Raw genomic sequence first — 26,022 nt, 5'->3', positions numbered from 1 at the left:
GGCGATCATGGTGACCGGGCCGTACGGGACCGAGGCGGCGCGGATGCGGGCCGCCGGGGCGTCACCCCGGGGTCCGCGGCGTCGCTCTCAGGCCTGCGGCGGGAGTGCGGCGACGAAGGGGTGGTCGCGCTCGATCAGGCCGAGCTTGCTGGCACCACCGGGCGAGCCGAGCTCGTCGAAGAACTCGACGTTCGCCTTGTAGTAGTCCTTCCACTCCTCCGGGGTGTCGTCCTCGTAGAAGATCGCCTCCACCGGGCACACCGGCTCGCAGGCACCGCAGTCGACGCATTCATCCGGGTGGATGTAGAGGGACCGCTGGCCCTCGTAGATGCAGTCGACCGGGCACTCTTCGATACATGCCTTGTCCTTGACGTCGACACAAGGCTGCGCGATGACGTAGGTCACGCTGTCGTTCCTCCTCGGTAGGGCGCCGGCGGGCCTCCTCAGGCTCCGCCGCCTGGCGCGCGGGAGCGCGGCGTCGTCGATGCCCGCACCTAGTATCTCCGTTCCTGGGCATGATCCGAACAGGAGGGGTGGACGGACCTGTGGAAATCTCTGCCGGTGGACGTCTCACGATCCGTGTCTCCGCCGCTGACGTGGGCAAACGCGTGTCCGTGCGGCGCATCGACGACGATCCCGCCGGGGGTGGGAAATTCACCGACACGGTTGGTGTTCTCACATCATGGGACGACGGCGTGCTGCTGATCACCCGGCGGGACGGGGAGCGGGTGCGGATCGAGGAGTCGTCGCTGGTGGCCGGGAAGGTGGTTCCCGCCGCCCCCGCCCGCCGGCGTGGCCCGGCCGCCTCGTTCGCGGAACTGGCGCGGGTCGCGGCGCGGTCCTGGCAGCCGGTCGAGCGGGAGTCGCTCGGTGAGTGGGAGCTGCGGGCCGCCGCCGGATTCACCCGGCGCGCCAACTCGGTGCTGCCCCTCGGCGACCCCGGAATGCCCCTGGACGAGGCCCTGACGGCCGTACGCCGCTGGTACGCCGCCCGTGGGCTGCCCGCGTTCCTCCAGCTGGCCACGGGCGCCGAGGGCGCCCACGAGATGCTCTGCGCCGAGGTGGCGGAGCGCGGCTGGGTCAGTGCCGTCACCGCCGAGGTGTGGACCGGGGCGCTCGCGCCGGTCTCGGACCGGGAGGCGGGCGGGGTCGGGCTGTCCCGGAGCGCGGACGAGGCGTGGCTCGGCCGGTACCAGCGCAAGGGCCTCGGCGAGGTCGCGCTGAAAGTGCTCGGGAGCGGGCCCTCGGTGTGGTTCGCGACCGTGCCCGGGGCGGAGGGCGCGGGGCCCGCGGCCATCGGGCGGTGCGTCGTGGACGGGCGGTGGGCCGGGTTCTCCGCCGTCGAGGTCGATCCCGCCCAGCGGCGGCGGGGGCTCGCGACGGCCGTGATGGCGGCGCTGGCGCAGCGAGCCCTGGACGAGGGGGCCTCGGCGGGCTGGCTGCAGGTGGAGACGGACAACGCGGGGGCGCGGGCGTTGTACGGGGGGATGGGGTTCTCGGCGCACCACGCGTACCACCACTACCGGGAGCCGGGGCCGGAGGACGCCGTGCCCGGTGGTGCCTCGGGTGCCCGTACCGGCACGGGTTCCGGCTCCGGGCCGGACGGGGCGTCGTGAGCGGGCATCAGCCGGCTGTGCCGGCGCCGCGCCCTCCGGAGCCGGAGCGGGCCGACGAGGTGCGGCGGAGGTTCGCCGAGGAGGCGCGGGCCGAGCGGCCGGACCTGGCCCTGCTGTGTCTGCTGGTCGGCGCGGCGGGTGACGGGGCGCTCGACGAGGCGGGGATCGACGCCGCCGGGATCGAACTCGACCGGCTGGCGGGACTGATGCCGTACCGGCCCGGTGCACCTCGCGCGTGGGCGGTCGCGACGGCCGGACTGCTCGGGGAGCGCTACGGGTTCCGGGGCTCGCCCGGCGACTACCAGCGGCTGGAGTCGTCGCTGCTCCACCAGGTGCTCGAACGGCGGCGGGGGCTGCCGATCCTGCTGTCGGTGGTGTGGATGGAGGTGGCCCGGCGGGCGGGCGCGCCCGTCTACGGGGTCGCGCTGCCGGGGCACTTCGTGGTGGGGTTCGGGCCGCCCGAGGAGCAGGTGCTCGCCGATCCGTTCGACGGGGGGCGCGTGCTGACCGGGAGCGATGCGGAGCTGTTGGTCGCGGGGGCGACGGGCGCCCCGTTGGATCCCGCGATGCTGACGCCGGCCGATCCGCTGGACGTGGTGGTGCGGGTCCTCAACAACGTACGGGCGTGGGCCGCCGCCCGCCCCGAGCGGACGGATGTCGCGCTGTGGGCGCTGGAGTTGTCGCTGGCGATGCCCTCGCATCCGGCGCGGCTGCGGTACGAGTGGGCGCGGTTGCTCGTGCAGCGGGGGGAGTACGTGCGGGGCGCCGCCGCGCTGGAGGAGTACGCCGAGGTGGTGGGCGGGGTGGACGAGGGGGCCGCGGAGAAGGTGCGCCGGCAGGCGGGAGCGGCTCGGGCGCTGCTCAACTGAGGCGCGGGCGGCGGCGGGGTGGGGCGCCTTGTCGGCTGCTGGGCGCGAGTGCCGTGGGGCGCCCTGTTGGCTGCGGGGCGCGCGTGCCGTGGGGCGCCGATTCGCCGTGCGGCGCCTGTGCGCCGTGCCCACGGCTGTGCGCCGCGGGGTGGTTGTCCGCTGAGGATACGTGCCCGCCGTGCAGCGACTTCCGGCCGTGCGGCGCGCCTGCCCGCCGCACGGTGCAGTCCGCCGTGCGGCGCCTGTGCGCCGCGAGGCGCCGTGCGCTACAGGGTCTCTGTTCGCTGTGGGGTGTCTGTCCGCAGCGGGATGCCTGCTCGCCGTGCAGCGCTCTCCCACCGCGCGGTGCCGTCCGCCGTGCGGCGCCTGTGCGCCGTGGGTGTCGGTTGTCGGGCGGGGGCGAGCCGATCGTGCTGGGCTCGGCCGTGCTGTGGAGCCGCGATGTGTCCGGCGCGTCGCCGGTCCGCGCGCCTGACTCCTCGCGGTCCGGCGGCAGTTACAGCCAACCCTTCTCCCTCGCGGTTCTGACCGCCTCCGTCCTGTTGCGCACCGCCAGTTTCTGGATCGCCGTGGACAGGTAGTTGCGGACCGTGCCCGGGGAGAGGTGGAGGGTGCGGGCGAGTTCCGCGTTCGTGGAACCGTCGGCCGCCGCGCGCAGGACCTCGCGTTCCCGGTCCGTCAGGGGGTTCGCTCCCCCGGCCAGGGCCGCCGCGGCGAGCGTGGGGTCGATGACCCGGTCGCCCGCGAGGACCCGGCGTACCGCGTCCGCGAGTTGGGCGGCGGGGGCGTCCTTGACCAGGAACGCGTCGGCGCCGGCCTCCATGGCACTGCGGAGGTACCCGGGGCGGCCGAAGGTGGTGAGGACGACCAGTTTCACCGCCGGGAGGGCCCGGTGCAGCTCGGCGGCCGCCTCGATGCCCGTAGCGCCCGGCATCTCGATGTCGAGCAGGGCCACGTCGACGGCGTGCGCGCGGGCGGCGGCCAGGACCTCGTCGCCGCGGGCCACCTGGACCACGACCTCGATGTCGTCCTCCAGACCCAGGAGGGCTGCCAGGGCCTCGCGGACCATGGACTGGTCCTCGGCGAGCAGGACCTTGATCGTGCGCGTCATGCGCCGGATCCTACGTCCGGGTCCGGGTCCGGGTCCGGGTCCGGGTCCGGGTCCGGGTCCGGGTCTGGGGACGTGGCAGGGGCCCTGGCCACCAGGCGGAAGCCGTGCCGGGAGCGGCCCGCCTCCAGGGTGCCGCCCACCTTCTCCAGCCGCTCGGTGAGCCCCGCCAGACCGCTGCCGGAGGCGTCCCCCGGGGTCCCGGCCGGGCCGCCGGGAGCACCCGTTCCGTCGTCGTCCACGGTCAGTTCGAGGATCGGGCCGTCGAGGGTCTGGCGGCGGACGAGGTCCACCGTGCAGCGGTGGGCGCCGCTGTGCCGTACGACGTTGGTGACGGCCTCGCGCAGTGCCCAGGCGAGGGCGGACTCGCTGTCCTCGGACGCGTCGGCGAGGGCGGGGCCGGGGTCGGCGGGCAGGTCGGCGGTGATGCCGGCCGCCGCCAACGCGTCCCGGGCGCCGGCGAGTTCCGCGCCGAGGCGGGGGCGCCGGTAGCCGGTGACGGCCTCGCGGACGTCGACCAGGGCCTGACGGCTGACCTGTTCGATGTCGGCGACCTGCTGGGCGGCCTTCTCGGGGTGGCCGGGGAGCATCCGGCCCGCCAGTTCGCTCTTGAGCGTGATCAGGGAGAGGGAGTGGCCGAGGAGGTCGTGCAGGTCGCGGGCGAGCCGCAGCCGCTCCTCGTTCGCGGCCAGCTGGGCGACCGTCGCCCTGGCCTCGCGGAGTTCCTGCGTCGTCCGGATCAGTTCGCGGACCCCGGTCATGGAGAAGCCGCCGAGGAGGGCCGGCAGGAGCAGGGAGGCGAGATAGGCCTCGCCGTCCGGTACCGCGAAGGCGATGGCCGTGAGCAGGGCCGACACCGCCGGGATCGTGAAGCGGGCGAGCCGCAGCGGGAGGGCCGCGCCGGACGCGACCGACACGTAGACGAACAGGACGAGCCACTCGCGGCCGAGGCTGAGCGACAGCACCGCGGACTGGGCCGCGAGGACGGCGAGCGCGCCGAGCACCGTCCGGGTGGTGTCGCGACGGCCGGTGCGGAAGATCAGGAGGAAGTACCAGGCGACGAAGGCCACCAGGCCGATCCAGCCGAGGACGACGACGCCGTCGCTGTGGCCCCCGTGCAGCAGGTCGCTGACGGGGGCGCTCAGATAGGCGAGCCAGATACCGGTCCAGAGGAACTTGATCGCCCGCTGTCTGCGGTTGCGCGGGCGCTGCCCGATACCGACGCCGCTCACGCCTTCCGCGTGTCCTTCCGGTAGAGCCAGGCCGCGCCGCCCGCGAACAGGGCGAAGTAGGCGGCCAGGACGGCGAGGTCCTTGGCGTGCGGGGCCTGGCTCTGTTCGATGGCCTGCCCCAGGGCAGCGTACGCGTGGGTCGGCACCCACTTCGCGATGTCCTGCAGCCACCCGGGGAACGTCGTGGTCGGCATCCACAGGCCGCCGAGCATCGACAGGCCGAAGTAGACGATCATGGTGATCGGGCGGACCGCGTCCCCGGTGGCGAGGTAGCCGATGGCGACGCCGAGGGCGGCGAAGACGAGGCTGCCGGCCCAGATCGCCCCGGTGAGGGCGAGCCACTGCCAGGCGTCCAGGCGTACGCCCTTCACGGTGGCGGCGACCAGGAAGACGATCACGATGGACGGCAGGCTGACCACGGCCGCGCCGGCCGTCTTGGCGAACACGTAGCCGCGCCCCGGCAGCGCGGTGAGCCGCAACTGCCGTACCCAGCCGCCCTCCCGCTCCTTGGCGATGCGCTCGCTGTTGCCCATCAGGACGGCCGTCAGGGCGCCGAAGGAGGCCATGGAGACCATCATGTAGGTCGGGAGGGTCAGACCGGTGTCGCCGAGCTTCTCGGTGCTGCTCGCGCTGCCCGCGATCAGCAGGAACAGCAGCGAGGGGTAGAGCACCGAGAAGAACATCGACTTGCGGTTGCGCAGGGCGCGGGTGAGTTCCAGCTTGATCAGGCTGTTCACTTCGACTTCGCCTCCTCGGCGGCGGTGATCGCGACGAAGGCCTGTTCCAGGCCGAGACCGGTGACTTCGAGGTTGCGGGGGAAGACGCCGAGGCCGTACAGGGCGTGGACGGTCGCGTCGGCGTCGGTGGACTGGATGCGGACCGTACGGCCGGGACCCTCGGCGGAGCCGCTGTGCGACAACGTGATCGTGGTCAGGAAGGGGAGGGCCCGCAGCGCGGACTCGTCGGCCCCGCCGTCGGGCAGGTCGAAGGAGATCCTGCGCGCTCCCGCCTTGGCCTTGATCTCGGCGGCCGTGCCGTCGGCCAGCAGACGGCCCCGGTGCAGGACGAGCACCCGGTCGGCGACGGCGTCGGCCTCTTCGAGGTAGTGGGTGGCGAAGAGGACGGTACGGCCCTGGTCGGCCTGTTCGCGCATGGTGGCCCAGAAGGCCTGGCGGGCGGTGACGTCCATGCCGGTGGTGGGCTCGTCCAGGACGATGAGGTCGCTGTCGCCGGCCGTGGCGAGGGCGAAGCGGACGCGCTGGGCCTGGCCGCCGGAGAGCTTGTGGACCTTGCGGCCGGCGATCTGGGTGATGCCGGAGCGGGCGAGGACGTCGGAGACCGGGTACGGCCTCGGGTGCAGGTCGCAGGCGAGCCGGACCAGCTCGGCGACCGTCACCTCGTCCGTGAGGCCGCCGCTCTGCAGCATCGCGCCCACGCGTCCGGCGACGATCGCCTCGCGCGGGGTGGTGCCGAAGACGCCGATGGTGCCGCTGTCGGCGTTCTTCAGGCCGAGCAGGAGGTCCAGGGTGGTGGACTTGCCGGCGCCGTTCGGGCCCAGCAGGGCCACGGTCTCCCCCGGATGCAGGGCGAGCGTGAGGCCGTCCACGGCCCGGACGTCGCCGTACGCCTTCGTCACCTTGTCGAATCCCACCACCGTGGTGTCGGTGGCCCTCGTCGTGGTCGTCATGTGCACCATCGTCGGCGCGCGGGGGGCGCCCGCGGCAGTGTCGGCGGTCCTGACCCCGGCATGACAGAAGTCATACCGGGGAGGGTGACCGGGCCGCACCGGTGTACGGCGAGGGGGCACCCGGCGTGTGCCGGGTGCCCCCTGGGCGCTGCTGTCGGACCGGCTAGCTCGGGTCGGTCTCGATGGTGGCCGTACGGTTCGTCGTGCTCTTCAGGGCCTGGCGGAGGGCGCCGTAGACGTCCTCGACGGTGACCGGGGTCTTCTCGCCGGTGCCCCGGGTGATGAGCACGCCGTCGAAGGCGCCGCCGTAGAGCTCCTTGAGCGCCTTCTCGTCGTAGGAGTCGACGAGCTTGCCGTCGACGGCCTTGACGGTGAGGAACTTCCACAGGGAGTTCTGCGGGCTGAGCAGGACGGAGTGCGCGGGGTCCGTCTGGACGGTGACGCTGGCCGACATGGCCGGCTGTGCGAACTCCTTCATGAACCGGTCGACCTCCGCCTTGTCGACGGACGGCTCCTTCGCCGTGGTCGGGAGCCGCACCGGCGTGGTGCTGCCGGTCTCGACCTGGGTGCGGTAGGCCTCCTCGACGGCGGCGGTGGACTCGCCGACGGCGATGCCCTTGCCCGCCTTGCCGTAGACGGCGACGGCCTTGCCGGCCTCGTACTTGACCGTGCCGTCGCTCGCCGAGCCGGCGCCGCCGGCCGCGCGCTCCAGCGCGGCCCGCAGCTTCTCCTCGTCGACCGGCATGACCGGCGAGACGACCCGCTGCTGACCGAAGAGCGAGCCGATCACCGAGACGGGGTTGTAGTCGCTCACGGCGGCGGCGCTGACCGTGGCCTGCTTGTCGAACTGGAGTCCGGCCTGGTCGGGGGTGAGGGAGACGGTCTCGCCGTCGACCGAGAGCTTCAGGGCCTGGACGGTGCGCTTGCCGAAGGCCGCGTCGAGCTTGTTGACGGCCTCGTCACGGGTGCCGCCGCCGATGTCGACGCCGAGGACGGTCGTGCCCTTGGGGACGTCGGAGTGGTTCATCAGCAGACCGGCGCCGTAGACACCGCCGCCGAGGACGACCACACCTCCGACGAGCAGTCCGAGCTTGCTGCGGCCCTTCTTCTTGGCCGGCTTGGCGGACTTGGTGTTCTTCGCGTTCTTCGCCGGGGCGGTCTTCGCCTGCGGACCGGGGTCGGGCAGCTTCGGCGGGGTGTGCCGCACCGCTCCGTCGGTGTCGCCGTTGCCGAACGGTGCGCCCTGGGTGCCGGGGGGCACGACCGGGATACCGCTGGTCAGGGTGTGCCCGGAGGGGTTGTCGACGACGGGGCCGGAACCGCCGTAGCCCGGCTCGGGGGCCTGGCGCTGCGGAGTGAGGACGGCGGTGTCGTCGCTGATGCCGCCGCCGGGGCGGGCATAGGCGCCGGAGGCACCGGGCGCCGCGAAGTCCGCGTCGGGGCCGAAGGGGTTGCCCTGGTAGCCGGGGCCGCCGGGACCGCTCTGGACGGGCGGCGGGCCGAGCGGGCTGTCGCCGGTGACGGGGCCGCCGGTGGGGCCCGCCGGACCGGGGCGGCCGTCGGGACGGCCGCCGTTGTCGGAGAAGTACGGCAGGTCGTCGCGCTCCGGCTTGGTGCCGGCCAGCGCGGCCGAGACGTCGAAGGAGCCGGTGCCGCCGCCGTGGCCGGGAGCGACGGGCTGGCCGCCGGTGGCACCGGGGAGGCCCGCGCCGTTGGTCCCGCCGGGCCTGGGGCCGGCGGGCGCGCCGGGGCGCGGGCCGGCGGGGTTTGCGGACAGCGGACCGGTGCCGCCCGTGCCCCCGGGGCGGGGGCCCGCGCCGGGGCCGCCCGGCGCGGCGGTGCCCTGGCCGCCGAGCGTCCCGACGGAGAACCCGGCGCCGTTGGTGCCGCCGGTGCTCGTGCCCTTGGCCGGGGTGGCGCCCTTGCGCGGCGCGAACCAGTCGCTGGTGGGCTTGTCGTCGCCCGGCGCGGCCGGTTCCGGCGCGGGCGCCGGGTCCGTGAACACGGGCATGGCGGTGGTGCCGGTGGTCTCCGACTCGGACCCGGTGTCGTCCGGGGCGCCCTCGCCGTCGCCGACCGGCGTGCGGACGACGACCGGCGGGATCGGGCGCGAGCCGGGGATGTTGATCCGGACCCGTGTGGTCAGCGTGGTCTCGGTCCTGGGTCCGTCCGGGCGCTCGGCGGCGGCCGACCGGGCCGCCTCGGCACCGGCCTCGGTGGCCATGGGCGTGCCGTACGGCGGTGTCCCCGACGGGTACGCGGTGCTGCCGCGCCCATTGGCCCCGGAGGACGAAGTGTCAGTTTCACGACTCAAGGCAGGTTCTCCCGGTTTGCTCCGCCGCCCGTCACGACCTCAACTCAGCGGGCAGCTCGGCGGCGCGCACCACCATACTGGCCACTTCCGGCGCGTATCCCACGACCGTGTGGGAAACCCACACCGGACCCGCACCCGCGTACCGCGGCGAAGCGGTGGTCACTTCCCAAGTCGGGCGTCGGGCCCGGTCGGTTGCCGCCCCCCTCCAAGGGTGGCGCACATCACAGCCACAGCCATGCCACCGAGCAGGAAGAGATACGAGCCGACTCCCACGCCGAACAGGAAGTCTCCCTCCGGACGCGTGGACGTCAGCAGGACGACGGAGATCATCCAGCCGACGGCCGGCGCAACGGCCCCCGCCCGGCCCCCCGTCGCCCGTGCCCCACCCAGGAAGAGCCCGGCCGCACCCAGCAGCGCGAGCAGCAATCCGCCGGGGAACCACGCCGCTTGGAGCAGCCCTCCGGCCGCCCCCACCACCGCTCCCAGCACGAAGAGTCCCAGGTGGGCGGCGGCGCGCGCCGGCGCGGGAAACGTCAATGGCTGGGCGAGCGCGCCGCCTTGTCCGCCCGTCGGCGGGTCCGTCCGCTTCATCGCCGGACCGCCCCTCGGGGGTCGTGCGCGCGCACCACTCGTGTGTCATACCCATGCGTACGCATCACAGGGCCGTTCCGTTCTGTTGTTCCCCGAAAGTCTGCCGTTCCTCGAAAGAAATATCGGGAATCCCCTCGAACAAGTCGCTCTCCCGGCTCCCCCCTTCGCGTCTGCCGCGCACCAACTCGTAGTACTCGGTGCTCAGGAAGGGCTGGGCCAGCGCGTTGGAGAGGGCGAAACAGGACTCGGCGACCTCGATCTGGGTGGCGTGGGCGCGCATCGCTGCGGCCTTCGCTGCCGCGAAGGAGGTGCCGTCGATCTCGGTGGTGACGATGTGGTCGTCCACCACTCCGGGCACGTCGGTGACGCTCGCGGCCCGCCGGAACGGCAGCCGTCCGGGCTCGGCGAGGTCGCGGCGCAACCGGCTGAAGCCTTCCAGGAGCACTCCGCGCGGCACCCGGTTCCAGTAGACCTTGGCGATCTCCCAGGGCTCGCCGAGGTCGGGGCGGTAGGCCGGGTCCGCGGTCAGGTCGGCGGCGCGCATGGCGACGCGGTGGGCCTGGATGTGGTCGGGGTGGCCGTACCCGCCGGCCGGGTCGTAGGTGACGAGGACCTGGGGGCGGACCTCGCGGATCACCCGGACCAGGTGGGCGGCGGCCTCGTCGACGTCGGCGGACCAGAAGGCGCCGGGGCGCTCGTTCTGTTCGACGCCCATCATCCCGGAGTCGCGGTAGCGGCCGGGGCCGCCGAGGAAGCGGTGGTCGGTGACGCCGAGTTCCTTCATGGCCGCGGCCAGTTCGTCCGCCCGGTGCGGGCCCAGCGTGTCGTCACGGTCGGGCGCGAGGTGAGCGAGACCGGGCGGGATGACCTCGCCCTCCTCGCCGAGGGTGCAGGTCACCAGCGTCACCCGCGCCCCCTCGGCCGCGTACCTGGCCATGGTCGCGCCGTTGTTGATCGACTCGTCGTCCGGGTGCGCGTGCACCAGGAGCAGTCGGCGAGCGACGCTTGAGGAGGTTTCCCCCGGCCGGGGGCCTGAGGAGGGCAGATCCGTCATGGACCCACCCTACGAGGCGCCCGGACCGCGCCCGTGCCGGGCGCGGTCGTTCACAGGGACGGTCGGCCGCGAGGGTCCGGGGCCCGGCGGGACGGGCCCGGAAGGATCCCGACGGCCGGAGGCGTCAGAACTTGATACTGCCGATCATGCCCGCGATGTTGGTCGTCAGCTCGCTGATCGTCGGCGCGATGGTCGAGGAGGCGAGGTAGAACCCGAGCAGGATGCAGATGATCGCGTGTGGTGCCTTCAGCCCTGACTTCTTGATCAGGATGAAGACGATGATCGCCAGCAGCACCACCGCCGAAATCGAGAGTGCCACGGCGGCTCACCTCCAAAAGTTCCCTGGGACCTGGGGAGCGAAGCAGTTGTCGTGGGCTGACGGCGGAGCCGTCGTCAACCGGTGACGTGGGTGACGCAGTTGTGAATCCGTACAGCGGCCAGCAGGTTCATACCCACCCAGCGGTAGTGATCATAACTATCCATACGCGCGCATCGATCGGCGCACGGCCGCACAAGGGGGCGCATGGCCAATATGGTCGGAGCATGACGACCCAGCCCGAGTCCTTTCCTCGCCGACACGCCCGGACACAACGTTTCACCCTCGGCGCGCCACGGGCGTTCTCCGTCGCGCCGGACGGTTCCCGTGTCGTGTTCCTGCGGTCCTCGTCCGGTACCGATCGGGCCCAGAAGCTGTGGGTTCTGGACCTCGCGGACGGCGAGGAGCGCGTCGCGGCCGACCCGGGCACGCTGCTCGCCGGCTCCGCGGAGAAGTTGTCGGCCGAGGAGCGCGCCCGCCGTGAGCGGCTGCGCGAGGGCGGCGCCGGGGTCGTCGGCTATGCCACCGACGCGGCCGTGGAGTTGGCCTCCTTCGCCTTGTCGGGGCGGCTTTTCGTGGCCGAGCTGCGGGCCGGCACGGCTCGTGAACTGTCCGTTCCCGGCCCGGTGATCGACCCCCGCCCCTCCCCCGACGGCCGGTACGTGGCGTACGTCGCCCGGGGCGCGCTGCGGGTCGTGGGCACGCGGACCGGCGACGACGTGGCACTCACCGAGGAGGAGTCGGAGAACGTCACCCACGGTCTGGCGGAGTTCATCGCGGCCGAGGAGATGGGCCGTTCGCGCGGCTTCTGGTGGGCACCCGAGTCGGACCGCCTGCTGGTGGCGCGCGTGGACGACACGCCGGTGCGCCGCTGGTGGATCTCGGACCCCGCGCAGCCGGAACGGGACCCGCAGCGGGTGGCGTATCCGGCCGCCGGGACCGCCAACGCGGACGTCCGGCTCTTCGTGATCGACCTCTCCGGGACCCGCACGGAGGTCGTGTGGGACCGGGTGCGCTACCCGTATCTGGCACATGTGCACTGGTCAGCGGCGGGTGCCCCGCTGATCCTGGTGCAGGCGCGGGACCAGCGCAGCCAGCTGTTCCTGGCCGTCGACCCGGACACGGGGGCGACCCGGATGGTGCATGCCGACGAAGATCCACATTGGCTTGATCTTTTCCCCGGGGTGCCCTCGTGGAGTCCGTCGGGGCAGCTCGTGCGTGTCGCGGACGAGGGCGGCGCGCGGGTGCTCACGGTCGGCGAACGGCCGCTGACAGGACCGCAGTTGCACGTCCGCGCGGTGCTCGACGTGGCCGACGCCGACGTGCTGGTCTCCGCGTCGGCCGGTGCGTCGGCGGCCGACCCGGAGACCGGGGAGATCCACGTCTACCGCGTGAACGAGCTGGGCGTGGAGCGCGTCTCGCAGGAGCCCGGCGTGCACTCGGCGGTACGCGCCGGGGGCGTCACCGTACTGGTCTCGGCCGTTCCGGACCGGGCGGGCACCCGCGTCCAGGTACTGCGGGACGGCGACCGAAGGGAGATGGGGGTCTCCCCGGCCGGAGGCTGGGGGAAGGTGACGACCGTGGCGTCCTATGCGGAAGACCCCGGTATGTCCCCGCGCGTACGGTTCACACAGGGGGGCGCACGCCGCGTACCGTGCGCCCTGCTTATGCCGAGGGACTACGACGGGGCCACCCCCCTGCCGGTTCTCATGGACCCCTACGGCGGACCGCACGGCCCCCGGGTGCTCGCCGCCCACAACGCGCACCTCACCTCGCAGTGGTTCGCCGACCAGGGCTTCGCGGTGGTGGTCGCGGACGGACGCGGTACCCCCGGCCGCTCCCCCGCCTGGGAGAAGGAGATCGACGGCGACTTCACACTCTCCCTGGACGACCAGGTGGACGCGCTGCACGACCTGGCGACCTCGCACCCGCTGGACCTGTCCCGGGTGGCGATCCGCGGCTGGTCGTACGGCGGCTGGCTGGCGGCCCTCGCGGTGCTGCGCCGCCCGGACGTGTTCCACGCGGGGATCGCGGGCGCCCCGGTCACCGACTGGCGGCTGTACGACACCCACTACACCGAGCGGTACCTGGGCGATCCGACGGCGAACGCGGCCGCGTACGCGAGGAGTTCGCTGATCACGGGCGAGGGGCTGTCCGCGCCCGCCGAGCCGCACCGCCCGCTGATGATCGTCCACGGCACCGCCGACGACAACGTGGTCTTCGCCCACGCCCTGCGCCTGTCCTCCGCGCTCCTGGCCGCCGGCCGCCCCCATGAGGTCCTGCCGCTCTCCGGGGTCACCCACATCACCCCGCAGGAACAGGTCGCGGAGAACCTGCTGCTGCTCCAGGTGGACTTCCTGAAGCGCTCGCTGGGACCGGCGTAGGCGCGGCGGCCGACACGGCGGCCGGGCACGGCAACGGGCCGGGGCTACATGGCGAGCCCCGGCCCGTTTACGGCACCCGCACGGCCGTACGCGTAGTAGATTCCCGCGTCCGTATATCGGAACGGGGTCAGTCAAGTTGCCTGTGTGTTAACGCGGTTGGTGCTGATTTGTAAGCTTATTCCGCCTCATTCGCATGATCATCCGCAGATTCCTCCGTGGATTCTTTCGTGGGTTCTTTCGTGGGTTCTTTCGTGGGTTCCCCTGTCGATTTCTTGGGCGGCTCCTCGGGCGGCACCACCTGCTTCTCCTCCGCGAAGTGGCAGGCCGAGTCATGGGCCGCCGGGCCGCTCGTGAGCCGGAACTCGGCCGGGACCGCGAGCAGCGGCACCTCCAGCGCACACCGCTCCCGGGCCTTCCAGCAGCGGGTGCGGAAGCGGCAGCCGGAGGGGATGTTCGTCGGAGAGGGCACGTCCCCGAAGAGGATGATCCGCTCCCGGTGCTCGCGGGCCTCGGGGTCCGGGACGGGCACGGCGGACAGCAGGGCCTGGGTGTAGGGATGCGTCGGGTGGTCGTAGATCTCGGCGTCGCGACCGATCTCGACGATCCGCCCGAGGTACATCACGCCGACCCGGTCGGAGATGTGCCGCACGATCGACAGGTCGTGCGCGATGAACACGTAACTCAGTCCGAACTCGCCCTGGAGCCGGTCCAGCAGGTTGATGACCTGGGCCTGGACGGAGACGTCGAGGGCGGAGACGGGTTCGTCGGCGACGATGACCTCGGGGCGGAGCGCCAACCCGCGTGCGATGCCGATGCGTTGGCGCTGACCGCCGGAGAACTGGTGCGGGTAGCGGTTGATGTACTCGGGGTTGAGGCCGACCACGTCGAGGAGTTCCTGCACCCGGCGCCGGCGGTCGCCCTTGGGCGCGACCTCGGGGTGGATGTCGTACGGCTCCCCGATGATGTCGCCGACGGTCATGCGGGGGTTGAGGGAGGTGTACGGGTCCTGGAAGACCATCTGGATGTTGCGGCGGACGGTCTTGAGGGCCTTGCCGGAGAGCTTGGTGACGTCCTCGCCCTTGTAGCGGATCGAACCGGCGGTCGGCCGTTCCAGGTGGACCAGCATCTTGGCGACCGTGGACTTGCCGCAGCCGGACTCGCCGACGATGCCGAGGGTCTCGCCCCGGCCGAGGGCGAAGTCGACGCCGTCGACGGCCTTCACCGCGCCGATCTGCTTCTTGAAGAGGATGCCCTGGGTGAGCGGGTAGTGCTTGACCAGGCCGCTGACCTCCAGGATCGGCTCGGCCTCAGCCGTGGTGGTGGTCATCGAGGCACTCCCTCCAGAAGTGGCAGGCGCTCGTCCGGATCCCGTCCGCCGGCTCCACGTCGTACAGCGGGGGTACGTCGGTCCGGCACAGGTCGCGGGCCATCGGGCAGCGGGGGTTGAAGGCGCAGCCGGGCGGGATGTTCATCAGGTTGGGCGGCAGGCCCTTGATCGCGTACAGCTCCTGGCCCTTCTGGTCCAGGCGCGGGATGGAGTCGAGCAGGCCCCGGGTGTACGGGTGGGCCGGAGCCTTGTAGATGTCGTGGACCGGGGCGGACTCCACGATGCGGCCCGCGTACATCACGGCGATGCGGTCGGCGACGTCGGCGACGACTCCGAGGTCGTGGGTGATGAGGACCAGGCCCATGCGGAGTTCGCGCTGCAGTTCGGCGAGGAGGTCCATGACCTGGGCCTGGACGGTGACGTCCAGCGCGGTCGTGGGCTCGTCGGCGATGATCAGCGCGGGTTCGAGGGCCAGCGCCATGGCGATCATGATGCGCTGGCGCATGCCGCCCGAGAACTGGTGCGGGTAGTCCCGCACGCGCTCCTTGGCGGCCGGGATGCGGACGCGGTCCATCAGCTCGACGGCTCTGGCGCGGGCGTCCTTCTTCGACAAGCCCCGGTGGACGACGAACATCTCGCCGAGCTGGTCGCCGACGGAGAGGACGGGGTTGAGGGAGGACAGGGCGTCCTGGAAGATCATCGCCATCTCGGCGCCCCGGATCTTCCGGCGCTCGTCCTCCTTGAGCTTCAGCAGGTCCTGGCCCTTGAAGAGGATCTCGCCGCCGGTGATCCGCCCCGGCGGCATGTCGAGGATGCCCATGATGGCCTGCGCGGTGACCGACTTCCCCGAGCCGGACTCCCCGAGCACGGCCAGCGTCTGCCCCTCGTCCACCCCGTAGTCGACCCCGTTGACCGCCTTGGCGACCCCGTCCCGCGTCCGGAACTCCACGTGCAGATCACGTACTTCGAGCAGCATGACGGCGGTTCACCTCAGCTTCGGGTCGAGGGCGTCGCGGACCGCGTCGCCGAGCATGATGAACGCCAGGACGGTGATCGCCAGGGCGCCCGAGGGCCACAGCAGGGCGTGCGGGGCGTTGCGGATGTACGGGGAGGCGGCGGAGATGTCGATGCCCCAGGAGACGCTCGGGGGCTTCAGGCCGACGCCCAGGTAGGAGAGGGTCGCCTCCAGGGCGATGTAGGTGCCCAGCGCGATGGTGGCCACGACGATGACCGGGGCGACGGCGTTCGGGGTGATGTGCCGCAGCAGCATGCGCGAGTTGGAGGCGCCGAGGGCGCGGGCGGCCTGGACGTAGTCGTTCTGCTTGGCGGTGATGACCGAGCCGCGGGCGATGCGGGAGATCTGCGGCCAGCCCAGCAGCACCATGAAGCCGATCACCGGCCAGATGGAGTTGCTGGTGACCACGGACAGCAGCACCAGGCCGCCGAGCACGACCGGGATCGCGAAGAAGACGTCGGTGATCCGGGACAGGAACGAGTCCGGGTGGCCGCCGAAGAACCCGGCGAGCCCGCCGAGCACCGACCCGAGCAGCGCGACACCGAGCGTCGCGCAGACGCCGACGGAGATGGAGATCCGCGCCCCGTAGACGGTACGGGTGTACACGTCACAGCCCTGGCCGTCGTAGCCGAAGGGGTGACCGGGCTGCGCGCCCTCCTGGGCCTTGGAGAGGTCGCACTTGAGCGGGTTGCCGGAGGCGATCAGCGACGGCCACAGCGAGATGACGACCAGGAAGAGGATCACCAGCGCCGAGATGATGAAGACGGGGTTGCGGCGCAGGTCGCGCCAGGCGTCGGACCAGAGGCTGCGGGCCCTGTCGGCCGGACCGCCGCCCGCCGGGCCGTCTCCCAGGCGCTTCTCCAGGGTCTCTCCCTCGGTGGTGGCCAGATCCATGGTGCCGTCCAGTCCCGTCGCGGCGATCGCCCCGTTCTCGGCCGCGCGCTGGCCGCCCGACACGTGCGGCTCCCCGGACTGCGGCTCAGGCATAGCGGATCCTCGGGTCGAGTACGGCGTAGAGGAGGTCGACGAGCAGGTTGGCGAGCAGGAACACCAGGACGAGGACGGTCACGAAGCCGACGACGGTCTGGGTGTTCTGGCGGAGGATGCCCTGGTAGAGCTGGTAGCCGACGCCGTGGATGTTGAAGATCCGCTCGGTGACGATCGCGCCGCCCATGAGGGCGCCGATGTCGGTGCCGATGAAGGTGACCACGGGGATCAGGGAGTTCCGCAGCAGGTGTTTGCGGATCACCCGGTGCCGGGGCAGTCCCTTGGCGACGGCGGTGCGGACGTAGTCGGCGCGGGCGTTCTCCGCGATGGACGTCCGGGTCAGGCGGGTGACGTAGGCGAGGGAGACGGAGGCGAGGACGAGCCCGGGGACGATCAGTTCGTCGAAGGGGGCGTCGGAGGAGACCGACGGACTGATCCAGCCCCACTCCACGCCGAGCAGCAGTTGGATCAGCAGGCCGGTGACGAAGGTGGGGACGGAGATGACGACCAGGGTGACCACCAGCGCCCCGGTGTCGACGGGCCGCCCGCGCCGCAGGCCGGTGACGACACCGAGGGTGACGCCGATGACGATCTCGAAGAGGATCGCGACGATCGTCAGCCGGATGGTGATGGGGAAGGCGGAGGCCATCAGCTCGGTGACCTCCTGCCCGTTGAACGCGGTACCGAAGTCGCCGGTGAAGACGTTGCCCATGTAGGTCAGGTACTGCTGCCACACGGGCATGTCGAGGCCGAACTCGCGGCGCAGCTGGGCGGCCGTCGCCGGATCGCACTCCCGGTCGCCGCAGAGGCCCGCGATGGGGTCGCCCATCACGTTCACCATCAGGAAGATCAGGAGGGTGGCGCCCACGAAGACGGGGATCATCTGGAGCAGGCGCCGGACGACGTACCGTCCCACGGAGGATCAGCCGACCTTGATCTGGTCGTACACCGGCACGCTGAACGGGTTCAGGGAGACGTCCGACAGCCGCGCCGAGTAGCCCGCGCTGCCGTTCTGGTACCAGAGCGGGATGGCGGCCATGTTGTCCCGGACGACCTCCTCGGCCTTCTGGAACGTCTCCACGGCCTTCGCCGTGTCCGACTCGGCATTGGCCTCGTCGACGAGCTTGTCGAAGTCGGCGTTGGACCACTTGCCGTCGTTGGAGGAGGCGTTGGTGTAGTAGAGCGGCTGCAGGAAGTTCTGGATGAGCGGGTAGTCCATCTGCCAGCCGGCCCGGAACGGGCCGCTCATCTTCCGCTGGGTGATCTGGTTGCGGTAGTCGGCGAAGGTGCCGACCGGGTTGCCGACGCACGCCTTGTCGTTGTCGAGGGCGTTGTTGATGGAGTTGCAGACGGCGTCGACCCACTGCTTGTGGGAGCCGGTGTCCGCGTTGTACGTGATCTTGACCTGGCCGTTGGGGAGGCCACCGCCCTCCTTGATCAGCTTCTTGGCCGCGTCCGCGTCGTACTCGCAGGCGTCCCCGCACAGCCCCTTCTTGTAGCCGCCCTCCTCGCCGAGGACCGGGGAGGTCCAGTCGGTGGCGGGGGTGCGGGTCTTCTGGAAGATGGTGTCGGTGATCTGGTCGCGGTCGATGGCCCGGGACAGCCCCTGGCGGACCTTCTCCGAGCCGTCCTTGTTCCAGTCGGCGTCGTAGAACGGGAAGGACAGGGTCTGGATGATGCCGGCCGGGGTGTTGATGTACCGGTCGCCGAGGTCGGCCTTGACGTTCTTCAGCTGGGCGGCGGGGACGTCGTCGACGAGGTCGAGGTTGCCCGCCATCAGGTCGGTGTAGGCGGTGTTGTTGTCGGTGTAGACCTTCAGGTCCACGCCGCCGTTCTGGGCCTTGTCCTCGCCGGGGTAGTCGTCCCACTTGCGGACCGACAGCTGGGAGCCCTTGGTGTACGAGTCGACGGCGTACGGGCCGTTGCCGACGGGCTTGGCGAGCCAGGCGTCGTGGTCGGTGAAGAACGACTGCGGGAGCGGGGCGTAGGCGTTGTAGCCGAGGGTGTCGGGGAAGGTCGAGAACTTCTGGGTGAGCTGGACGGTGAAGGTGTTCTCGTCGGTGACCTTCAGGCCGGAGAGGGTGTCGGCGGTCTGCTTGCTGCCGTCGTCGGGGTGCGTCTTGTCGTAGCCCTGGATGTACTCGAAGAAGTACGCGTTCTTCTGGTTGTTCTTCAGGCTCGCCCCGTAGTTCCAGGCGTCCACGAAGGACTTGGCGGTCACCTTCTCGCCGTTGCTGAAGGTCCAGCCGTCCTTGACCGTGACGGTGAAGTTCTGCGAGTCGGTCGTCTCGATCTTCTCGGCGAGCATGTCCTTCGCCTCGCCGGTCTTCGGGTCGTACCGCTTCAGCCCGCGGAAGATCATGTCGAGCACCTTGCCGCCCTGCACCTCGTTGGTGTTGGCCGGCTCCAGCGGGTTCTGCGGGTCGCCCCACGAGGAGCTGAGCACGGCGCCGGTGTCACCGCTGCCGCTGTTGCCGCCGCCGCTGTCATCCCCGCCCCCGCACGCGGTCGCGGTGAGAGCCACCGCCGCCGCGCCGGCGATCCATCGAGCGTGCGTGGCTCCACGCATGGGGTGCCTCCTCGTCCGTGCGCGAGTGTGCGCAGTACGCCAGCGCGAGTGCACTGTTTCGTTACCGGTCAATATCGACCGTTAACCGGCATAAAGCACACCACGCGGTCCGTCCGGGGGAATGCATCCTCCGGATGCACGCACTCATTGCCCCTCGCGCGGCACCACGGTCGCCATCGGCCGCACCTGTGCGCCCGCCGACAGGCCCCCGCCCGGCTCTGGACGGTCTCGGTCACGGACTTCCGGTCACGCGTGCCCACAGAGCCCCCACGAGTCGCACAGAGCCCCCGGAGTCGGGACCCGGTCGCGCGCGCCCGTGCGGCGGGACGGGACGCCCACCTGGCCGCACGCCAGATGGGCAGCCGTCGCGGTAGGGGGCCCGGCCGATGCATCAGCCCGCGCCGAGGCAGGCCGGCGCAGCGCGCCCCTGATTGCGCCGAGGGCGGATGTATGTGTTCCGGCGCTTCACAGGAGGCCGTTCAATCCCACGAGAGTCCACGTCCCCCGTCGGCGCACCCATGACGTTCGACGGCTGGACGGTGAGGGGACCGGACGGCGGAGAGACCGGACGGTGAGGAGACCGGACAGCGGAGAGATTTAACGGCGGAGAGACTGGACGGTGGAGAGAACCGGCCTTCCGCTCTGACCGCCCGACGGATGCAGCCCATCCTGACGGGCTGGCCACGAAGGGCCCAGGTCAGCCCAGCTCGCCGCGCTCCACACAGAACTCGTTGCCCTCGGGGTCCGCCATGAGGACCCAGCCGCGCCCGTCGGGGCGGGTGTGGTCCGCGACCAGTCGGCCGCCCAGCGCCAGCACCCGCTCGACCTCCTCTTCCCGGGTACGACCGTGCGGCTTCAGATCGAAGTGGAGCCGGTTCTTCGCCGACTTGCCCTCGGGCACTCGGACGAAGAGCAGCCTCGGGCCGCCGGCCGGGTCCTCGATCAGCGCCTCCGGGTCACCGGGCTTGTCGTCGTCGGCCAGCGGACGGCCCAGCAGTCCGCTCCAGAAGAGGCCGAGGTCGTACGGATCTCCGGTGCAGTCGAAGGTGAGGCTGTGAATGGTGGGGTGTTCCAGGCTCAACTGGTGTCTCCATCGGGTGTCGTCGTCTTTTGGCATACAGGCGATTCAGCGGTTCCGTGGGCGAGCGAGGCCTCCGTGACGCATGCGCGGGAGCAGTCGAGGTCTCGCTCCAGTACCTCCCCTGTGACAGCCCGGAGGACCACAAGCCATGTGCTCGACCACTCGCCGCACTGACGGAGCACCGACCGCGCACCCCGGTCCACGGTGGCGCTCGGTCAGATGCCCGTCCGGCCGTCCACGAGTTCCCGTACGACGTCAAGGTGCCCGTTGTGCCGGGAGGTCTCCTCGATGAGGTGAAGGAACACCCAGCGGAGGTCGACGTGACGGCCGTCCCTGATGGGCCGCTGAGACTTGCTGTTCAGGTCGTGTGCGGCGAGCAGTTCGCGATGACGCCCGCTCTGCTCCTCGTATTCGGCCAGGAGTTGCGGCAACGGGACGTCGACAGCCGTGCGCATCTCAGGGTCGGGGTCGTCGTCGGTCGCCTCCGCGAGCGGACCGGTCATGTCCTCCCCGAGGAACACCACCTGAATCCAGTAGTACTCGACCCATCTCAGGTGACTGATCAGCCCGCAGAGAGTCATGAGCGGCGATCCCGGCAAGGGAGCCTTCCGCGCGTCCTGGGGTGACACGCCCTCACACTTGGCGATCGCGGTGGCGCGCGTGTAGTCGAGGAACGTGGTCAGCTGCGTCTGCTCGTCCCAGGCGGGAGGCGTATCGGTGCGTTTCGTCATCGCCGGACAGCATCTCCGGCACCGGCCCGAGTGACAAACGAATTAGTGTGTGGGCATGAATCAGCAACGTGATGCGGCGTTGTCGCAGGCTGTGCGGCTACGGGAAGAAAAGAACCCACAGGCGCGCGAGCAACTGCTGAATCTGGCCGAGCGGTATCCACAGGATGCCGCGATCGCCTATCAGGTTGCCTGGGCGCACGACGCTCTCGGCCTGGAGGCTGAGGCTGTCCCGTTCTACGAGCGGGCGTTGAACGGCTCCGGGCTGTCGCCCGGCGAACGGCACGGGGTCTTCCTGGGGCTCGGAAGCACATACAGGGTGCTCGGCCGCTATGAACTGTCACTGGCGACGTTGCGTCGCGGCCTGTCGGAGTTTCCCCACGACGCAGCTCTGCAGACTTTTCTGGCGATGGCGTTGTACAACCTCGGTGAGTCCCGAGAGGCCGTGCGGACCCTGCTCCAGGTGACGGCGGCCACCAGCGAGGACGGGCGTGTGCAGAAGTACCGCCGCGCGATCGAGTACTACGCCGAACACCTGGACGAAAAACAGTAGGCGTCGAGCAGGCCTCGATGATCAGAGGCCGGCGCTCCCCGGAGCGGTGCGAGGCGCGGACGGGTGTTCTGCCAGGGCTCCTCACGGGTCGTCATTTCCGCACCGGCGACTCCTCACCGGTCTGTACCGATGATGAGGCAACCTCGCGTTGTCGTGCGTTTCCCCGGGCCACTTGGGAAAAGCAGTCGTTGACGCACGGCAGCCACCCGACGGACCACCGCATGCCCCCACCTGCGGCGGGAGTGGCGGAGGCCTGCCGCACACGGAACCGGAGGTCCTGGACCACGGAGGAGAGTCACGGGAGGCGTGTCACTGGGCACGGACGGCCACGGCGGCGGGCGGTGCCTCGACACGCCTGTTCCCGGCACCGCAGCGAACGCCGGTGCCGGGAACAGGTCAGTCTCAGACTGCGTGCACCACGTTCTTCTCCTCCGCGAAATGACACGCGGACTCGTGGGCAGCTGGGGAGTCCACCCCCTGAAAACGCTCGGGAACCGCGAGCAGCGGGACCTCCTCGGCGCACCTGTCCTCAGCCTTCCAGCAGCGGGTGCGGAAGCGGCAGCCGGACGGCGGGTTGGCCGGGGACGGCACATCACCGGTGAGGATGATGCGTTCCCGGCCCTCACGGGCCTCCGGGTCCGGCACGGGCACTGCGGAGAGCAGTGCCTGGGTGTACGGATGCGTCGGGTGCTCGTAGATCTGCTCGTCCGTGCCGATCTCCGCCATCTTGCCGAGGTACATGACCCCGACCCGGTCGGAGATATGCCGCACGATGGACAGGTCGTGCGCGATGAAGAGGTAGGAGAGGTTGAACTCGTCCTGCAGCTTCCCCATCAGGTTGATCACCTGCGCCTGGACCGACACATCGAGCGCCGACACCGGCTCGTCGCAGATGATGATCTCCGGGTTGAGCGCGAGGCCGCGGGCGATCCCGATGCGCTGGCGCTGACCGCCGGAGAACTGGTGCGGGTACCGGTTGATGTACTCGGGGTTGAGCCCGACCACGTCCAGCAGGTCCTGCACCTTGCGGCGCCGGTCACCCTTGGGCGCGACCTCCGGGTGGATCTCGAAGGGCTCCCCGATGATGTCGCCCACCGTCATACGGGGGTTGAGGGATGTGTACGGGTCCTGGAACACCATCTGGATGTTGCGGCGTACGGCCTTCAGCGCGCGCCCGGACAGCTTGGTGATGTCCTGGCCCTTGTAGAAGACCTCACCAGCGGTGACCCGCTCCAGGTTCATCAGCAGCTTGGCCACGGTGGACTTGCCGCAGCCGGACTCGCCGACGATGCCCAGCGTCTCGCCCTGGTAGAGGTCGAAGGAGATCCCGTCCACGGCCTTGACCGCACCGACCTGCCGCTTGAAGAGGATGCCCTGGGTCAGCGGGAAGTGCTTGACCAGGTTGCGCACCTGGAGGATGGGCTCGCCGCGCTCGACCGGTGCCTCGATCGCCGCGACCGCCTCGTCCTCGGAGTGGGCGTCGACGACCTCCACCTCGGAGACGTTGGGCATGGCGTCCACGGCTCCGACGGACTCGTCCGCCTTGTTGGGCTCAGCCATGGATCGTGTCCTTCCAGAAGTGGCACGCGCTGCCGCGGCCGGCCAGCTCGCTGCCGTCCCGCTCGGTCACCGGGAGCAGTGCCGGGATCTCCGTGGTGCAGATGTCCTGGACCTGGGGGCAGCGCGGGTTGAAGGCGCAACCGGTCGGGACGTGCAGCAGGTTGGGCGGCAGACCCTTGATCGCGTACAGCTCCTGGCCCTTCTGGTCCAGGCGCGGGATCGACTCCAGCAGACCCTTGGTGTACGGGTGCGCCGGCCGCTTGTAGATCTCGTGGACCGGCGCCTGCTCGACGATCCGGCCCGCGTACATCACCGCGATCTTGTCGGCGACGTCGGCGACGACGCCCAGGTCGTGTGTGATCAGGATGAGGCCCATGTGGAACTCGCGCTGCAACTCGGCGAGCAGGTCCATGACCTGGGCCTGCACCGTCACGTCGAGGGCGGTGGTGGGCTCGTCGGCGATGATCAGGTCGGGTTCCAGGGCAAGCGCCATAGCGATCATGATGCGCTGGCGCATACCGCCGGAGAACTGGTGCGGGTAGTCGTTGACCCGCGCCGCGGCCGCGGGGATCTTGACCCGGTCCATCAGCTCGATGGCCTTGGCCTTGGCCGCCTTCTTGGACAGGCCCAGATGCACCCGGTACATCTCGCCGAGCTGGTAGCCGACGCTGAGCACGGGGTTCAGCGAACTGAGCGCGTCCTGGAAGATCATGGCGATCGTGGTGCCGCGCAGCTTGCGGCGCTCCTCGGCCGACATCTTCAGCATGTCCTGGCCGCGGTAGAGGATCTCGCCCTGCGGGATCTTCGCCGGTGGCATGTCCAGGATGCCCATGATCGCCTGTGCGGTGACGGACTTGCCGGAGCCGGACTCGCCGAGCACGGCGAGCGTCTCGCCCGCGTTCACGCTGTAGTTGACACCGTTGACGGCCTTGGCCACTCCGTCGCGGGTGTGGAACTCCACGTGCAGGTCACGGACTTCGAGCAGCGGGGCGCCGTCCTCGTCATGCCCGCGGGGCGCGGGGACGGCGTCGTTCTTGTCGATGATGGTCACGTACGCCCTCCTCAGCGCAGCTTGGGGTCGAGGGCGTCGCGCACCGCGTCGCCGAGCATGATGAACGCGAGCACGGTCACCGACAGCATCGCCGCCGGGAAGAACAGGACGTGCGGCGCGTTCCGGATGACCTTGGACGCCGACGAGATGTCCATGCCCCAGGACACGGTCGGGTCGGCGAGGCCAATGCCCAGGAAGGACAGGGTGGCTTCGGTCGAGATGTAGATGCCCAGCGAGATCGTCGCGACGACGATCACCGGGGCAATGGCATTCGGCAGGATGTGCCGGGCCAGGATCCGCGTGGTGCTCGCACCGAGGGCCTTGGCGGCGTGCACGTAGTCCGCCTGCTTGTTGGTGATCACCGCACCGCGCATGACGCGGGCCACCTGGGTCCAGCCGAGGAAGGACATCGCGAGGATGACGACGATGACCGAGCGCGTCTCGAAGGAGTTGAGCACGATGAGGGCGCCGAGCAGGAACGGGATGCCGAAGAAGACATCGGTGATGCGGGAGAGCAGCGAGTCGATCCAGCCGCCGAAGTAACCGGCGAGCATGCCGACGAGGCCGCCGACGACCGTGGTCAGCACGGTGACTCCGACACCGACGAAGATCGACGCGCGGGTGCCGAAGATGAGCCGGGTGTAGATGGACCGTCCCTGGCCGTCGTAGCCGAGCCACTCCGGGGAGAACCAGTGTCCGAGCTGCGGCTCACCCAGGTAGTGGTTGCGCAGGTCGCCGGAGCGAGGGTCGCCGCTGGAGAAGAGGCTGGGGAAGATCGCGATGATCAGCAGCAGCGCGATCAGCACCGCAGAGACGATGAAGTACGGGTTGCGCCGCAGGTCGCGCCAGGCGTTCGACCAGAGGCTCGCGGGTTTCTCCTGGCCGGCGGGTTTCTGAGCCGGTGTCGCCTGCGGTGGGACGACGGGGCCCCCCGGTGTCTGGGCACCCGCGGTCTTGATCGCGTCCTTGGCCGCGTCCTTGGTCACGTCAGGCATAACGGATCCTCGGGTCCAGGACCGCGTAGAGCAGGTCGATGAGCAGGCTTGCCAGCAGATACACCAGCACCAGGATGGTGACAATGCCGACGATCGTGGCACCCTCGCGCCGGAACAGCGCGGTGTAGAGGGCGTTGCCGACGCCCGGCACATTGAAGATGCCTTCGGTGACGACCGCTCCCGCCATCAGGGAGCCGATGTCCGTGCCGAGGTAGGTGACCACGGGGATCAGCGAGTTGCGCATCAGATGGACACCGACCACACGGCGACGCGGCAGACCCTTGGCCACGGCCGTGCGCATGTAGTCGGAGCGCAGGTTCTCGGCGATCGACGTACGAGTCAACCTCGCCACGTACGCGAGGGAGAGCGAGGCGAGGACGGCTCCTGGCAGGATCAACTCGTTCCAGTTCTCGGCGTTCTGGACGTTGGGCGAGACCCAGCCCAGGTTGAACGAGAACACCTGGCGCAGGACGAAGGCCAGGACGAAGACCGGAACGGAGATCACCAACAGGGTGAAAACCAGGATGAGGGTGTCCGCGGCGCGGCCGACCCGCAGGCCCGCGAAGATGCCGAGGGAGACACCGAGGACGAGTTCGATGACGAAAGCGACCGTGGCGAGCCGGATCGTCGTGGGGAAGACCCGACTGATCTCCTCCGCGACGGGCCGGCCGGCGAAGGTGTCACCGAAGTCGAAGTGGAAGAGGATGCCCGACATGTAGTCGACATACTGCTTCCAGAGCGGCTGGTCGAGGCCGAACTTGTGTCGCAGCGCGGCGAGGGTGGCCGGATCGGCGCCCTTGTCACCGAACATGGCCCGGACCGGGTCACCGGGCAGCGCGTACACCATAAGGAAGATGAGCAATGTGGTCCCGATGAAGACCGGGATCATCTGGAGCAGTCGTCGTGCGACATAGCGCCCCATCGTGCCTCCGTCTCAGGTCGGTGAAACGCGTGACCGCAGGCTCCCCCGACCGTGCGACCACGC

At 70.6% G+C, this 26,022-nt stretch carries 24 protein-coding genes; 4 read left to right on the top strand and 20 right to left on the bottom strand.

Annotation, left to right across the window (positions count from 1 at the left end; translation table 11 throughout):
- Positions 1 to 87: 87 nt before the first annotated feature.
- Positions 88 to 405, bottom strand: a complete 318-nt coding sequence (gene fdxA / locus ACWCRJ_RS14095) for a ferredoxin (RefSeq protein WP_005480604.1) — start codon at positions 403 to 405, stop codon at positions 88 to 90.
- 140 nt (positions 406 to 545) lie between these two features.
- Here fdxA and ACWCRJ_RS14090 point away from each other — a divergent pair, with 140 nt between their 5' ends.
- Positions 546 to 1,616: a GNAT family N-acetyltransferase gene (locus tag ACWCRJ_RS14090; RefSeq protein ID WP_450939532.1), complete on the top strand. Its 1,071-nt coding sequence runs from the start codon at positions 546 to 548 to the stop codon at positions 1,614 to 1,616.
- Positions 1,617 to 1,633: 17 nt separating this feature from the next.
- Complete coding sequence (locus tag ACWCRJ_RS14085; RefSeq protein WP_450939531.1) at positions 1,634 to 2,485, top strand: transglutaminase-like domain-containing protein; 852 nt, start codon at positions 1,634 to 1,636, stop codon at positions 2,483 to 2,485.
- Between the two features lie 496 nt (positions 2,486 to 2,981).
- Here ACWCRJ_RS14085 and ACWCRJ_RS14080 read toward each other — a convergent pair whose 3' ends face one another.
- The 8 genes from ACWCRJ_RS14080 to ACWCRJ_RS14045 all read right to left on the bottom strand — a co-directional run bounded on the left by ACWCRJ_RS14080 (position 2,982) and on the right by ACWCRJ_RS14045 (position 10,790).
- Entirely contained in the window at positions 2,982 to 3,596 is a 615-nt protein-coding gene (locus tag ACWCRJ_RS14080) for a response regulator (RefSeq protein WP_450939530.1), read from the bottom strand.
- Positions 3,593 to 4,825, bottom strand: coding sequence for a sensor histidine kinase (locus tag ACWCRJ_RS14075; protein WP_450939529.1), 1,233 nt, complete (start codon positions 4,823 to 4,825; stop codon positions 3,593 to 3,595). Before ACWCRJ_RS14075 ends, ACWCRJ_RS14080 begins: the two co-directional genes overlap by 4 nt.
- Entirely contained in the window at positions 4,822 to 5,562 is a 741-nt protein-coding gene (locus ACWCRJ_RS14070) for an ABC transporter permease (RefSeq protein ID WP_450939528.1), read from the bottom strand. The genes ACWCRJ_RS14075 and ACWCRJ_RS14070 overlap by 4 nt, the downstream gene beginning before the upstream one ends.
- Positions 5,559 to 6,512, bottom strand: a complete 954-nt coding sequence (locus ACWCRJ_RS14065) for an ABC transporter ATP-binding protein (protein WP_450939527.1) — start codon at positions 6,510 to 6,512, stop codon at positions 5,559 to 5,561. The genes ACWCRJ_RS14070 and ACWCRJ_RS14065 overlap by 4 nt, the downstream gene beginning before the upstream one ends.
- Positions 6,513 to 6,675: 163 nt before the next feature.
- Complete coding sequence (locus ACWCRJ_RS14060) at positions 6,676 to 8,826, bottom strand: hypothetical protein (protein WP_450939526.1); 2,151 nt, start codon at positions 8,824 to 8,826, stop codon at positions 6,676 to 6,678.
- Between the two features lie 159 nt (positions 8,827 to 8,985).
- Complete coding sequence (locus ACWCRJ_RS14055; protein ID WP_450939525.1) at positions 8,986 to 9,417, bottom strand: DUF6113 family protein; 432 nt, start codon at positions 9,415 to 9,417, stop codon at positions 8,986 to 8,988.
- Positions 9,418 to 9,481: 64 nt separating this feature from the next.
- Positions 9,482 to 10,471: an N-acetyl-1-D-myo-inositol-2-amino-2-deoxy-alpha-D-glucopyranoside deacetylase gene (gene mshB / locus ACWCRJ_RS14050; protein ID WP_450939524.1), complete on the bottom strand. Its 990-nt coding sequence runs from the start codon at positions 10,469 to 10,471 to the stop codon at positions 9,482 to 9,484.
- Positions 10,472 to 10,595: 124 nt separating this feature from the next.
- A complete protein-coding gene (locus ACWCRJ_RS14045; RefSeq protein ID WP_005480627.1) occupies positions 10,596 to 10,790 on the bottom strand; it encodes a hypothetical protein in 195 nt (64 codons plus the stop codon).
- Between the two features lie 224 nt (positions 10,791 to 11,014).
- On the opposite strand from ACWCRJ_RS14045, the gene ACWCRJ_RS14040 reads away from it, so the two are divergent.
- Positions 11,015 to 13,171, top strand: a complete 2,157-nt coding sequence (locus tag ACWCRJ_RS14040) for a prolyl oligopeptidase family serine peptidase (protein WP_450939523.1) — start codon at positions 11,015 to 11,017, stop codon at positions 13,169 to 13,171.
- Between the two features lie 175 nt (positions 13,172 to 13,346).
- Here ACWCRJ_RS14040 and ACWCRJ_RS14035 read toward each other — a convergent pair whose 3' ends face one another.
- The 7 genes from ACWCRJ_RS14035 to ACWCRJ_RS14005 form a co-directional block, all read right to left on the bottom strand.
- Positions 13,347 to 14,498 (bottom strand): dipeptide ABC transporter ATP-binding protein, encoded by a 1,152-nt coding sequence (locus ACWCRJ_RS14035; protein ID WP_450939522.1) that lies wholly within the window; start codon positions 14,496 to 14,498, stop codon positions 13,347 to 13,349.
- A complete protein-coding gene (locus ACWCRJ_RS14030; RefSeq protein WP_450939521.1) occupies positions 14,479 to 15,474 on the bottom strand; it encodes an ABC transporter ATP-binding protein in 996 nt (331 codons plus the stop codon). Before ACWCRJ_RS14030 ends, ACWCRJ_RS14035 begins: the two co-directional genes overlap by 20 nt.
- 9 nt (positions 15,475 to 15,483) lie before the next feature.
- Positions 15,484 to 16,500 (bottom strand): ABC transporter permease, encoded by a 1,017-nt coding sequence (locus ACWCRJ_RS14025; protein WP_450939520.1) that lies wholly within the window; start codon positions 16,498 to 16,500, stop codon positions 15,484 to 15,486.
- Positions 16,493 to 17,416, bottom strand: coding sequence for an ABC transporter permease (locus tag ACWCRJ_RS14020; protein ID WP_450939519.1), 924 nt, complete (start codon positions 17,414 to 17,416; stop codon positions 16,493 to 16,495). The genes ACWCRJ_RS14025 and ACWCRJ_RS14020 overlap by 8 nt, the downstream gene beginning before the upstream one ends.
- Before the next feature lie 6 nt (positions 17,417 to 17,422).
- Positions 17,423 to 19,069, bottom strand: a complete 1,647-nt coding sequence (locus ACWCRJ_RS14015) for a peptide ABC transporter substrate-binding protein (protein ID WP_450939518.1) — start codon at positions 19,067 to 19,069, stop codon at positions 17,423 to 17,425.
- 697 nt (positions 19,070 to 19,766) lie between these two features.
- Entirely contained in the window at positions 19,767 to 20,144 is a 378-nt protein-coding gene (locus tag ACWCRJ_RS14010) for a VOC family protein (protein WP_450939601.1), read from the bottom strand.
- A gap of 221 nt (positions 20,145 to 20,365) precedes the next feature.
- Positions 20,366 to 20,881: a DinB family protein gene (locus ACWCRJ_RS14005; RefSeq protein WP_450939517.1), complete on the bottom strand. Its 516-nt coding sequence runs from the start codon at positions 20,879 to 20,881 to the stop codon at positions 20,366 to 20,368.
- 55 nt (positions 20,882 to 20,936) lie between these two features.
- Between ACWCRJ_RS14005 and ACWCRJ_RS14000 the strand changes: the two genes are divergently transcribed.
- Positions 20,937 to 21,431 carry a tetratricopeptide repeat protein gene (locus ACWCRJ_RS14000; RefSeq protein WP_450939516.1) on the top strand — a complete coding sequence of 165 codons (495 nt, stop codon included), beginning with the start codon at positions 20,937 to 20,939 and terminating at the stop codon, positions 21,429 to 21,431.
- Between the two features lie 402 nt (positions 21,432 to 21,833).
- On the opposite strand, the gene ACWCRJ_RS13995 is transcribed toward ACWCRJ_RS14000, so the two are convergent.
- Genes ACWCRJ_RS13995 through ACWCRJ_RS13980 form a run of 4 tightly spaced genes read right to left on the bottom strand, consistent with a single transcriptional unit; the run spans position 21,834 to position 25,959 of the window.
- Positions 21,834 to 22,991, bottom strand: a complete 1,158-nt coding sequence (locus tag ACWCRJ_RS13995) for an ABC transporter ATP-binding protein (protein ID WP_450939515.1) — start codon at positions 22,989 to 22,991, stop codon at positions 21,834 to 21,836.
- Positions 22,984 to 24,042 carry an ABC transporter ATP-binding protein gene (locus ACWCRJ_RS13990; protein WP_450939514.1) on the bottom strand — a complete coding sequence of 353 codons (1,059 nt, stop codon included), beginning with the start codon at positions 24,040 to 24,042 and terminating at the stop codon, positions 22,984 to 22,986. Before ACWCRJ_RS13990 ends, ACWCRJ_RS13995 begins: the two co-directional genes overlap by 8 nt.
- A gap of 11 nt (positions 24,043 to 24,053) precedes the next feature.
- The gene (locus tag ACWCRJ_RS13985) at positions 24,054 to 25,037 is read right to left on the bottom strand and encodes an ABC transporter permease (protein WP_450939513.1); all 984 of its coding nucleotides are present in this window, start codon (positions 25,035 to 25,037) and stop codon (positions 24,054 to 24,056) included.
- Complete coding sequence (locus ACWCRJ_RS13980; protein WP_450939512.1) at positions 25,030 to 25,959, bottom strand: ABC transporter permease; 930 nt, start codon at positions 25,957 to 25,959, stop codon at positions 25,030 to 25,032. The genes ACWCRJ_RS13985 and ACWCRJ_RS13980 overlap by 8 nt, the downstream gene beginning before the upstream one ends.
- Positions 25,960 to 26,022: the final 63 nt, after the last annotated feature.

It is taken from the genome of Streptomyces sp. NPDC002324, from assembly GCF_053593335.1.
The sequence above is the reverse complement of the archived record's forward strand: the minus strand, read 5'-3'. Positions and strand labels throughout refer to the sequence as shown.